Annotated in this window: 10 protein-coding genes; 3 read left to right on the forward strand and 7 right to left on the reverse strand. The window is 41.1% G+C overall.

The features are described from left to right. Window positions 1-71: 71 nt before the first annotated feature. The 6 genes from fetB to ribF form a co-directional block, all read right to left on the reverse strand. Entirely contained in the window at window positions 72-950 is an 879-nt protein-coding gene (fetB, locus tag H3U73_RS10365) for an iron export ABC transporter permease subunit FetB (RefSeq protein WP_198190507.1), read from the reverse strand. Then, the gene (locus tag H3U73_RS10370) at window positions 868-1,584 is read right to left on the reverse strand and encodes an ATP-binding cassette domain-containing protein (RefSeq protein WP_084553189.1); all 717 of its coding nucleotides are present in this window, start codon (window positions 1,582-1,584) and stop codon (window positions 868-870) included. The genes fetB and H3U73_RS10370 overlap by 83 nt, the downstream gene beginning before the upstream one ends. After that, window positions 1,581-2,522 (reverse strand): 4-hydroxy-3-methylbut-2-enyl diphosphate reductase, encoded by a 942-nt coding sequence (ispH, locus tag H3U73_RS10375; protein ID WP_037475651.1) that lies wholly within the window; start codon window positions 2,520-2,522, stop codon window positions 1,581-1,583. The genes H3U73_RS10370 and ispH overlap by 4 nt, the downstream gene beginning before the upstream one ends. Before the next feature lie 43 nt (window positions 2,523-2,565). Continuing rightward, a complete protein-coding gene (gene lspA / locus H3U73_RS10380) occupies window positions 2,566-3,051 on the reverse strand; it encodes a signal peptidase II (RefSeq protein WP_037475735.1) in 486 nt (161 codons plus the stop codon). A gap of 104 nt (window positions 3,052-3,155) precedes the next feature. Next, window positions 3,156-5,942 carry an isoleucine--tRNA ligase gene (gene ileS / locus H3U73_RS10385; RefSeq protein ID WP_037475653.1) on the reverse strand — a complete coding sequence of 929 codons (2,787 nt, stop codon included), beginning with the start codon at window positions 5,940-5,942 and terminating at the stop codon, window positions 3,156-3,158. 90 nt (window positions 5,943-6,032) lie between these two features. Beyond that, on the reverse strand, window positions 6,033-6,962 hold the full coding sequence (ribF, locus tag H3U73_RS10390; protein ID WP_198190508.1) for a bifunctional riboflavin kinase/FAD synthetase: 930 nt from the start codon (window positions 6,960-6,962) through the stop codon (window positions 6,033-6,035). 235 nt (window positions 6,963-7,197) lie between these two features. Between ribF and H3U73_RS10395 the strand changes: the two genes are divergently transcribed. The 3 genes from H3U73_RS10395 (at window position 7,198) to H3U73_RS10405 (ending at window position 10,567) form a co-directional block, all read left to right on the forward strand. After that, complete coding sequence (locus H3U73_RS10395) at window positions 7,198-7,947, forward strand: amino acid ABC transporter permease (RefSeq protein ID WP_025330161.1); 750 nt, start codon at window positions 7,198-7,200, stop codon at window positions 7,945-7,947. A gap of 574 nt (window positions 7,948-8,521) precedes the next feature. Next, window positions 8,522-9,556: an NAD(P)-dependent alcohol dehydrogenase gene (locus H3U73_RS10400; RefSeq protein WP_084549961.1), complete on the forward strand. Its 1,035-nt coding sequence runs from the start codon at window positions 8,522-8,524 to the stop codon at window positions 9,554-9,556. 462 nt (window positions 9,557-10,018) lie between these two features. Further along, on the forward strand, window positions 10,019-10,567 hold the full coding sequence (locus tag H3U73_RS10405) for an RNA 2'-phosphotransferase (protein ID WP_084549969.1): 549 nt from the start codon (window positions 10,019-10,021) through the stop codon (window positions 10,565-10,567). A gap of 51 nt (window positions 10,568-10,618) precedes the next feature. On the opposite strand, the gene H3U73_RS10410 is transcribed toward H3U73_RS10405, so the two are convergent. Then, window positions 10,619-11,212 (reverse strand): hypothetical protein, encoded by a 594-nt coding sequence (locus H3U73_RS10410; RefSeq protein WP_084549963.1) that lies wholly within the window; start codon window positions 11,210-11,212, stop codon window positions 10,619-10,621. Window positions 11,213-12,696: the final 1,484 nt, after the last annotated feature.

The following is a 12,696-nucleotide window of genomic DNA, read 5'->3' on the forward strand; positions in this document are numbered from 1 at the left end:
GCTTATAACTGAAACAAACCGGTTGCCAACTTCTATAGGCAACCGGTTTGTTTAATATATAAATTAAATCACTAAATCTTATCAGTTTTTCTGCGTCGCAAGCGCCAACTGCAAAATTGCCAGCAACGATTAAATACATGCCGGTAAACAAAAACCGCACATAATAAGCAACCACCGGCAGAACCGGCACAAATCAGAAACATAGTGAATAGCTGAAACCTGATTGCCTGATCAGGAGAGGCACCAGCCAGAATCTGCCCGGTAATCATACCCGGCAAGCTTACCAATCCCACTACACTCAGCTGATTAATTGTTGGCAACATCCCTGCTACTACCGCTGCACGCGCAGTATCCCGATAAGCCTCCCAGCCTGTAGCGCCCATAGACAGCATCACTTCTACACGAGCCTGCTGCTGACGTAAATCCTGTGTTAAACGGTCCAGACACAATGCTACAGCTGTCAGACAATTACCCAATACCATCCCCAGAAGGGGAATCACATACTGCGGTGAATACCATGGGCGGATATGCAGTACTGCATATAATCCCACAGCAGCACTTAACCACGAAGCCAGCCATACAGATGATAAAGCATCACGGGTCAGACCACGATATACATAACTGCCCCGCGAACGCGCAGAAAAACCGGCAATTACAGTCATAACAACAATAATCAGCAGTACCCAGTACCATTGATTAGAGGCAAATATCCATTTTAATAACAAACCTACAACGGACAGCTGTACAATAGCCCGAACTGCTGAAATCAGAATACGTTTTGTCAATCCAAGCTTCAGCCATAATGAAACACCGGCACTCACCAGAATCAGCAATGAAGCCAGAGCCAGTTCTGCAACACTAATATAATTAGTTCCCTGCATTATTGCCTCCCGCCAGTGGTGATTTTCTGGTGTGAGTAATCCGTCCGGCATCCAGATACCAGATTTCATCACCTACCTGATTAATCTGCTGCTCACTATGTGAAATCCAAATATAGGCAGCCTGAGGATTATCTTCCTGCCATTGACCGACCAGCTTTTGTACGGCCTGTGCCGAATCTTCATCCAGAGAAGCCGTTGGCTCATCCAGCAGCAAAACCGGCGGATTTAATTGCAATATACGCAACAGACACACCAGCTGTGCCTCTCCTCCGGATAAATCCGTTGCATCCCGTTCCAGAAAATTACCATCTTTACCCAGACTCTCTAACACCCGCTGTACATTATCTGGCTGAAATTTTTTATGCTGATAATGATGCAAAGTAAAAGGTAAAAACAGATTATCACGCACCGTACCCGGAATCAGCACCGCCTGCTGCCGTACATAAGCGATCTGGCTGCGATGCTGTGCAATACAATGTGCATTCAGACGAACCGGCTGATTATGACAATACAGCGTGCCCGAAGCTGGTAAATCCAGCAGAGAAATCGTACGTAAAAAAACCGATTTTCCTGCCCCAGATGCACCGCTGATTGCCACACGTGCTCCAGCCCAGAGCTGAAAATCGATATCCTGTAATAACATCCTGCCATCATCATGGGCACGCTGACACACACCCTCACCGGATAAAATCGGCGTATTCATGATGAGCCACGCAGTTCTTTCGGTAGAACAAACATAATATTTTCCTCCACACCAGCACCTTCGGTAACTGTCGGGTATCCCCAGGAAACAATAGTTTGTACAACATCATTCACCAGTACCTCAGGTGCTGAAGCACCGGCTGTAATACCAACCTGATGCTTACCACTGAACCACTGTGTTTGCAGACAGCCGGCATTGTCGACCATATAGGCATCAACACCCAATAATGCTGCCACTTCACGCAAACGATTACTGTTCGAACTATTAGGAGATCCCACCACAATTACCACATCACAGGTAGCAGCCAGTTTTTTCACTGCATCCTGACGATTGGTGGTTGCATAACAAATATCCTCTTTATGCGGACTTTTAATGTGAGGAAAACGCTGTTTTAAAGCGGCAATAATACCGCTGGTTTCATCAACCGAAAGCGTTGTCTGGCTCACATGTGCCAGCTTTTCTTCATTGCGGACCTGTAAACTTGCCACATCAGCAACTGTTTCCACCAGCAACATCACACCCGGCGGCAATTGCCCCATCGTTCCTTCAACTTCCGGATGGCCTTTATGACCAATCATAATAATCTGATAACCCTGTTCATCCAGCCGAGATACCTGTCGGTGAACCTTAGTTACCAGAGGACACGTAGCATCAAAAATACGAAAGCCGCGTGCAACTGCTTCCTGCTGTACAGCCTGAGATACACCATGAGCAGAATAAATCAGCGTCGCATCAGGAGGCACATCATCCAGATTTTCGATAAATACCGCACCCTTATTGCGCAGATTATCAACCACAAACTTATTGTGTACTACTTCATGCCGTACATAAATCGGAGCACCATACTCTTCCAGTGCCCGTTCTACAATACTGATAGCACGGTCTACACCGGCACAGAATCCACGCGGATTGGCCAGTAAAATCTTTTTGTCACTCATTAAACATCCCGTTACCTGGCTGAATTCATCACAGACGAATCAATCAGACCGCCTTTTTCTTCTGATGGAAAATACTTTCCAGCACCAGCAACACCGCACCGACACAAATCAGGCTATCAGCAACATTAAATGCCGGATAAAACCAATTATGGTAGTAGAACAATAGAAAATCAACCACATGCCCGTGCACCAGCCGGTCTGTTACATTACCTGCGGCCCCTCCTATAATCATGGCTGCAGCAACTTTACCCAGCTTTGCGAATTCATCACGGATAATTGCACGTAACAGATAAACACAAATCACCAGCGCCAGTCCCATAAAAAAGAATTTTTGCCAGCCTCCGGCATCTGCAAGAAAACTAAACGCCGCGCCGGGGTTATATGTCAGTGTGAGATCAAAAAAACCCGGTATTACCGTAATTCTTTCCAGATATTGAATATGGCATAAAACCAGATATTTCGTTAACTGATCAGCTATCAGCCCCGCAATAATAATTGCACCATATAAAAACAATTTTTTACTCAGCATAACCTTCCCTAAAAACCAAACAGGCGTAACCGGCCAAACCAATTACGCCTGAATCATTCAAATCATGCCAAAATAACCGGCAATATTAAAATCATTAACCCGCATCAAGCATATAACCGCTGTTCACCGGCACCATCAATATTGAGTGCACAACGACCGCAGATTGTCGGGTGTTTCGGGTCAGAACCCACATCATTTGTATAATGCCAGCAACGTTCACACTTAGTACCCTGATCAACAGTGACCGTAGCCGACAGCTCATCACCCTGCTCAACAGTAACCTTGGCAACCATCAGCACGAAGCGTAACTCATCACCAATTGCTGTAACAAAAGGCAGAATATCCGCCGGTACTCGAATAGCCACATCGGCCTGTAATGACGAACCAACATTCTTATCAGCACGCAAAGGCTCAATCGCCGCATTAACAGTATCTCTTACTGCACGGATTGCCTGCCATTTCTGTGCCAGACCGGCTAATTCCGCCTCAGCCATAGACGGGAACATATGTGCAGTATGATACAGCACACTATCCTCATCATTACCTGTTAAAACAGCCCAGGCTTCTTCAGCCGTAAAGCACAGAATCGGACTCAGCAGCAACACCAGATTACGCGTAATATGATAAAGCGCAGTCTGTGCACTCCGACGGCCATGGCTGCCTGCCTGCATTGTATACAGACGGTCTTTCAGAATATCCAGATAGAAAGCACCCATATCTTCCGAACAGAAATGCACAATATCCTGTACCGCAAAATGGAATGCATAACGGGTAAAGTGATCATTGGCTACGCGCTCCTGCAACTGCTGAGCCAATACCAGAGCATAGCGGTCCAGCTCAAGCATATCTGAAATCGCTACTGCATCCGTTTCCGGATTAAAATCACTCAGATTGGCCAGCAAAAAGCGCAGCGTATTGCGCAAACGACGATAACTTTCAGAAACCCGTTTCAGAATTTCATCAGAAATGGCCAGTTCACCGGAGTAATCTGTAGAAGCCACCCACAGGCGCAGAATATCAGCACCCAGACTGTCATTGACCTTTTGTGGTGCAACCACATTCCCAACAGATTTGGACATCTTCTGTCCATTACCGTCCACCACAAAACCATGCGTCAGCAACTGTTTATAAGGAGCACTGCCAACCGTTGCACAAGCTGTCAGCAATGAAGACTGAAACCAGCCGCGATGCTGATCCGAACCTTCCAGATACAAATCAGCCGGCCATGCCAGTTCAGGGCGCTGACGCAATACTGCATAATGCGTACTGCCCGAATCAAACCAGACATCCAGCGTATCCGGCAGCTTTTCATATTCATCTGCATCAGCCCCTAACAGCTCATGCTTATCCAATGCAAACCAGGCTTCAATTCCGTGCTGCTCAATCCGCTTAGCTACCTCTTCCAGTAACTCAGCCGAACGCGGATGCAACTGACCGGTTTCCTTATGCGCAAAAAACGCCATCGGAGTACCCCAGTAACGCTGGCGGGAAACCACCCAGTCCGGACGCCCTTCAATCATTGCCTCCAGACGCGCACGTCCCCATGCAGGGAAAAATTCAGTAACATCAACAGCATTCATAGCCTTATTGCGCAATGTTTTACCATCGGTACCCTCCTTATCCATACCGATAAACCACTGACCGGTTGCCCGGTAAATCAATGGTGTTTTATGGCGCCAGCAATGTGCATAACTATGGGTAATTTTGCCATTAGAGAGTAACTTACCTTCTTCCGCAACCCAGTCGATTACCACCGGGTTACCTTCCCAGACTGTCATACCGGCTAACCGTGGCACATCACTGATATAGCGCCCTTCAGCATTTACCGGGTTATACAACTTAATCCCATAGCGCAGACAGGCAAAATAATCATCCAGACCATGTGCCGGAGCAGTATGTACCATACCAGTACCAGCTTCGGTAGTAACATGGTCACCCAGTAATACCAGAATATCTCTATCCAGAAACGGATGATTTAAATGCAGATTTTCCAGTTGCCGGCCAGCTGTTTCAGCCAGTACCGCCGTATCATCCGCACCAAAACCAAACCGGGCTAAAGCCGCCTCAGCCAGCTCTTTAGCCAGCACCAGCTTACCTTTAGGCGTATCAATCAACTGATAAACCACTTCAGGTCCGACACAAATTGCCTGACTGGCCGGCAAAGTCCACGGAGTTGTTGTCCAGATAACACCATATACCTCACCCGGCAGCTCATTCAATCCGAAAGCTTTCGCCACTGCAGCATTATCTTTAAACTGATAAGCCACATCAATCGCATAAGAAACCTTATCCTTATACTCTACCTCTGCTTCTGCCAGCGAAGAGCCGCAATCCAGACAGAACTGTACCGGCTTCTCACCACGATACAAATAACCGCCCTGCTGAATTCGCCCCAGCGTACGTACAATATCTGCCTCGGTTTGATAGTCCATAGTCAGATATGGATGTTCCCAGTCACCCAGTACACCCAGACGCATAAAATCTTTTTTCTGCCGGTCAATCTGTTCCCGTGCATATTCCCGGCATAACTCGCGGAATTTTGCAGCCGGAATATTCTTGCCGTGCTTTTTCTCCACCATCAGCTCAATCGGCAAACCGTGACAATCCCAGCCCGGAACATAGGGTGCATCAAAACCAGCCAGCGTCTTACTCCGGATAATAATATCCTTCAATACCTTATTTACAGCATGGCCGATATGAATATCACCATTTGCATATGGAGGACCATCATGCAGAATGAACTTAGGTCTTCCCGCTGCCAATTTACGCAATTTCTGATAACGCTTCTGTTCATACCAAGATTTCAGCCAGCCGCCTTCACGCTTGGCCAGATTACCGCGCATCGGAAACGGCGTATCCAATAAATTTACTGTTTTACTATAGTCAGTCATGACTTTCTCTTTAAAATATATTTAACTTTTAATATTCAGAATAAATTCAGTTCAATAAATTTTACGGCCACCCGAACATAATCCTGCTATTCAGGCAGCCTGCCATATTCGGGCGGCTTCCATATCAGCAAAAATCTGCGTCTGTAACGCAGCCAGCGACTCAAACTTCAGCTCATCGCGCAGCTTATGCAAAAAATGCACCTGTAAACGCTGCCCGTATAAATCATCTTCACAATCAAAAATATGCACTTCAAGCTTTTGTAAACTGCCCGAAGACACAGTCGGGTTTTTACCAAAACTGGCTACCCCGCGCTTACGCCCGAAAGCTCCGGACACATCGACCACAAATACCCCGTTCAGAGCATAGTGCAAAGCCGGTAAATGCACATTAGCAGTAGGACAACCCAGTTCACGCCCCAGTTTGGCCCCATGCTTCACACGACCACTCAGCGTATACTTGTGCCCCAGCAACAACTGTGCATAAGCCAGATTACCCGAAGCCAGTGCCATCCGCACCGCAGTACTGGATGCGCGCACATCTTCAACCACAATTGAAGGCGTGTGCTCAGTAACAAACTCATTCTGCGCCTGCAATAAAGTAAAATCACCGCTGCGCCGTGTACCGAAGCGGAAATCATCACCTACCAGCAAATAGCGCGTGTGCAAATGCTTAACCAGCATCTGACTGATAAAATCCATCGGTTGCATAGCTGCAAACTGCTGATTAAACCGCACAACATAAACCGCATCAACACAGCCGCTTGCAGCAAGCAGATCCAGCTTATCGCGCAGCGGAGTCAGACGAAACGGCAAAGTTTTCCCTGCCTGCTGCGCAAAAAATTCCTGTGGTTGCGGCTCGAACATCATCACCACCGAACTAAGCCCGCGCTGTCCGGCTTCCTGACGCAAACGCATCAAAATATGCCGGTGCCCGCAATGAACCCCGTCAAAATTACCGATAGTCACCGCAGTACCATCCGGCCAATCCGGCTGCTGCCCGCTCCCCAACCAAACTCGCATACAATTCTTGAATAAATCAAATAATAAAACGTATCATTGTAAACATTTCAGCCAGCCTTAGCCAGCTCAATTGCTCAGGATTTTCCAGCCGTTTCAACCATCAAATCCACTTTATTCTCAAGAACAAACAAATTTTAATACAGTTATCCCCCCATTTCTTGCTAAAATAGCCGCCAACCTGAAGCTAAGGCTATCAATAGCCAGCAACACCTCAGAAAATTTATTAGGTAACACAATGGCCTTTCGTTTTGACATCATCTACGAATACCGTGAAATGTTTTATTACGGTGCGCTTACAACACTCGGCGTCACCCTGATTTCCACATTTATGGGCACACTTCTCGGTCTGATTTTTGCCCTTGCACGCATTATCCGCATTGAAAAAGGCGGGCTGCCCATGCGTGCATTCGTATGGTCATTGCGCCAGATTTCCCTGCTCTATGTAACCATTTTCCGCGGCACACCCCTGTTTGTACAGATTTTCATCTGGTATTTTGTCTGGTTTCCACTGCTCATCAACCCTGCTGACGGTCTGATTATCAGCGGCGATCTGGCTGTCGAACTGCGCCGCAGCTACGGTGCACTGATTGCCGGCGTACTCGCACTTTCAGTTAATTCAGGAGCTTACATTACCGAGATTTTCCGTGCAGGCATCCAGTCAATAGACCGCGGACAATTCGAGGCCTCCCGCTCTCTTGGTCTGAGTTATACACAGGCCATGCGCTATGTCATTCTGCCACAGGCTATCCGCCGTATGCTGCCGCCGATTGGCAACGAATTTATTACCTTACTTAAAGACAGCTCACTTTTATCCGCCATTGCCGTAGTCGAACTGGCTTTTGCTGCCCGCGCAGCAGCCGGACGTTATCTCAATTACGAGACACCGCTATACACGATTGCCATAATTTATCTGATAATGACCATCGCCTTAAGCTGGTTCTTCTCATGGCTGGAGAAAAAATACAATAAAGGTTATCAGCACTGAGTTTAGACAAATATCAATAACATGAGAACAGGACGGCTAAAAATCAGCCGTCCTGTTTCATTTTATAAAATAGCAAAATTCAACCTCATAACACCAATGTACAAGCCGGTTTATAGCCTTACTGATACTAGAGTCAAATCAGTTACATTTATCACCATATGGTTTTCCGGCCCAATCAATATTATTGCAGACCAGCTATTTAAAATTGCAAAGCCAATGCTGAAAAATATCTTTCTGAACCTACTATCAAATATTAAGCATCATAAATAACACCAGTCAGTTATCGATTAATTTTAATATGAAACTCATCAAGAGACAGATATCAAAAATATCCTAATTCATACAGCTTTATTTACATTTTAGAAATCCGTACTATAGATTTAAACAAAAGCCGGAATAAAAAAATCAGATAAATCAGCAGAAAAATATAAATTTAATTTAAAAATAATATAAAAAAACAAAACCATTAAAACAAACAAAATTTATAATGAAAAATAATAACTTGACACAAATTAAACAAATTGATTAACTATTAACTTATATATTTATCTTATCAACAGAAAAAGAGAAAAACATGAAAGCTGTCAGATTACATGCACAACACGATATCCGCATAGATGAAATCGAAAAACCAAAACCCAAAGCCGGTGAAATACTGATTAAAATCGGTGCAGCCGGCGTTTGCCACTCAGATATACACCTGATCGAAAGTGGTATCCCTGCAGGTGCTCCTGCATTTACCCTGGGACATGAAAATGCCGGATGGGTTGAAGAACTGGGCGAAGGAGTAACCGATTTTAAAGTAGGCGATGCAGTCATGGTATACGGACCATGGGGTTGCGGACATTGCCAGCCTTGTCAGCAATCTATGGAAAACTACTGTGAGCATCAGTCGGAATCTCCGATCCTCGGCGGTGGACTGGGTACCAATGGCGGCATGGCTGAATACATGATTGTTCCTTCCAGCCGTTTACTCGTACCTTTGCATGACCTGCACCCGGAAGAAGTAGCCCCTCTTTCCGATGCAGCCTTAACCCCCTATCATGCAATTAAACGTTCTGCCGGCAAAATAACACCGTCTGCTTTTGTTCTCGTAATCGGCATAGGTGGTTTAGGACATATGGCTGTACAAATCCTGAAACAGCTATATTCAGCCACTATTATTGCCGGTGATATCAATGATGAAAAACTGGAACTGGCCAAAAAATATGGTGCGGATTATGTAATACGTACCGACCGCGATACCGATAGCATTGTCGAAGAAATTACCCGTATTACCGGTGTGAAGAAATGTGCCGTCGTACTTGATTTTGTTGGTAATAAGCCAACTCTGACTTTGGGCGCACAAACAGTCGGATTAAACGGCGACTGGACAGTAGTTGGTCTGGGTGGCGGCAAACTCGACTGGCACTGCATGAATCAGCCATGGGGAGCATCGCTTTGTACACCCTATTGGGGTTCACGGGTTGAACTGATGGAAGTGCTGGACATGAAAAGAAAAGGTATTATAAATATCGAATACACCACCTACCCCCTTTCACAGGCTCTGGAAGTATACGATAAACTGATTAAAGGGCAGATTAATGGCCGTGCAGTACTGATACCTTAATCTTTCCTAATAGAATCAGGCTGAGCAATATGTATAACCACAGCCTGATTCTATAAAATCCACGTGCTCTGGAGCGATAAACAATTAATTACTATCATCAATAAAAAACCATCCGGTGGCTGTTGTATCAACGCAGACCAAGCTTAAAAATAAAATTTGTTTCGCAATAACTCATTCTCATTAACAATTTTACTGACTTCATATATTTTTTACTGCATCACTACCATCAATACTTTTAGTTATCCTCCTAGTAAAAAAATTAATCCTCTGAATTTTCAAAAATTTTCCGGTATAACTAACTATTCTTCAACCAATCTTATGTTTTTAACATATACTATTTCTCGTTTTTAATATACATTCACTATATTAAAATCAGCCAACACAACACCAATGAACTAATACTTAACTTAATAAACTATGGTTTCAAATTAATACAATATAGAACATATGAATACAAAATTAATGTCAGAGAAAATTATCAAAACCAGTAAATTCCTAAGTTATATTCTAAGACATAAGCCGGAAACAATAGATATCACCTTAGATCAGCAGGGATGGGTAAATATAGAATACTTAATCAAACAGGCAAACCTGCATGGAGAACAACTCACCAGAAATATTATCGAAGTGGTTGTTAAAACAAGTGATAAAAAACGATTTACCATATCTGAAGATGGCTTAAAAATTCGTGCAGCACAAGGACATTCAACTGATCAGGTTCATATCAGTCATAATGCGCAAAAACCGCCAGAGTTTTTATATCATGGTACAGCCACAAGATTTATGGATTCAATCAAACAGCAAGGATTAATCGCAGGGAGCCGCCATTATGTACATCTGTCAGCAGATGTGAATACTGCGATAAAAGTCGGCACACGTCATGGCAGCCCTATTGTGCTGCAAATACACGCCTTAATAATGTATCAGGCAGGATATCAATTCTATCTGGCGGAAAATGGAGTATGGCTGGTTCAAACCGTACCAAAACAATATTTACAACCATATGAATGAGCAAATAAATTATAAATATTTAAAAACAATATTTTATTAAAAACGAAGAATTTACAAAATTTGTCTTTTCAATAGAGTTAACTCCTCATCAGATAGTTTATTTACTAACTTATTACTATTGATAATCGACGAAATATACTGAATAACTTCTTTATAGTCATTATAAAATAAGATCGAGAAAAATGATGTAATAAAATCAGAATTAATTCTATTTAATTTTTCAATTAGATCTGCAATATAATCCATCAAATCTTGCTTACTAAATAAATGATTTAATAAAGTGTTCATATTAAAGGGGTCAACGGAATTTCTGCATAGAATCTCCATTTTTTCCATTACTATATTTTTCAATTTATATTTTTGAGCACTATTAAAATCTCTCATCGATACAAAATAATAAGCAAAATTATCAAAAGTAACTTGGGATATTATTTTATCATCAGAAAACATATAAACTATAAATTTAAAGATTTCTTCTGATGAAACATCCATATGATAATAGTGTCTTGATAAAATATATATAGCTCTTCTTAATTGTTTTTCTGGAAGATTATCTAAATATTGTTTTAATTCATATCCAAAATTATTACTTTTTTTGATTATCTCATCAATTTCAATTTCAATCTCTTCATCAAAGGCACTCATTACTTTATTACTCCTCATAAATTAACAATTACTTTTTTGTGTAATCAACATTGTATTATACTTTATTATACAAAAAACATACTTTATTAAAAATAAAGAGTTTACAAAATTTGTCTTTTCAATAGAGTTAACTCCTTATCAGATAATTTATTTACTAACTTATTACTATTGATAATCGACGAAATATACTGAATAACTTCTTTATCGTCACTATCTAACAGAATAGAAAAAAATGATCTAATAAAAGCGGAATTAATTCTATCTAATTTTGCAATTATATCTGCAATATAATTCATTAAATCTTGCTTACTAAATAATTTATATATATTGGTATATCTATTTACCAAAATTCGATATCCATCGTTAATTTACTACCTAAATCAGCTATGAAATCTAACGTATTTTTTTTCAAATATATATCTGATCGCTGTTCATTCTTATATACATGACCATAAATTGTGAATACAAAATCTATAGGTTTCTATAGCCGGGTTATATTTGAATTTTTCATACTTCCCCTGATAGTATATTTTGTCGGCGAAATTTCAAGTAATTTGGTTACACTATCTGGATTAAAATCTGGTCCGCATATTATAAATTCAATAATCAATTCAGTTTGTAACATTTTATTATCCTATCAGTAATATCCATTTAGAATATCATTTTCAGTTCCACCATGCCTGAATATTCATAAATTTATGTATATTTATTTACTATTTCAACTATTTCTTTCTAACTACCAATTTATGTACATAATTCTTTTATTTAAATAATTATCTTTTGCACTTTTAGAATTGCCCTAACTTTTATTTTAAACTGGTTCAAGTGATTCAGATATTGCTTTTCGGCAATAAGAATTATTTATTTTAACATTTTTATTCCTACTATTATCAATAAGCTTTAGTTAGCACATCAAAAGTAGCTATATTTCTTTTATCTAAATTTTATTTCATTTTTTTCCATATACCAGTTAATATGCTTTAACTTATTCCTACTACATAACATTTTATTTGCAATTCAAAATATTAAAATAGGCACAGTAATAAAATTTATATCCAAGTCTCTATAGGGAAAAAATTTCGTATGTTTAGTCATATTGGTTTATATAACCATTTTTGTGATTAGCTGAATTTGTTTATCTTATTTCGTGTAGACATTATAATTTTAGAAGATAGATTTATAAAATTATGAGTAATATATATCTAAAAAAATATTGCTTTGCTTTGAAAGGAATAAGCCTAGCAAAATAATTTTTTTAGCAAAACTGGAATTTAAATAAATTTTTGTATATCACTCATGGTAAAAAAGTCCCTGTTTAAGAACAGGGACTTTATATTAGCTTTATTAAATGCTTAATTTTTTTTTAAGAATTAAGGACCACTTCATTCAAGTATTCCTTTTGTAAATACCCCATTGTTAGCACACAAACCAAGTAGAAAATCATGCTATTTGTTTCATGTTTCTATATTCAATTGGTGTCATAT

This window comes from Snodgrassella sp. W8124 (assembly GCF_016100875.1).
GTDB classification, from domain to species: Bacteria; Pseudomonadota; Gammaproteobacteria; order Burkholderiales; family Neisseriaceae; genus Snodgrassella; species Snodgrassella alvi.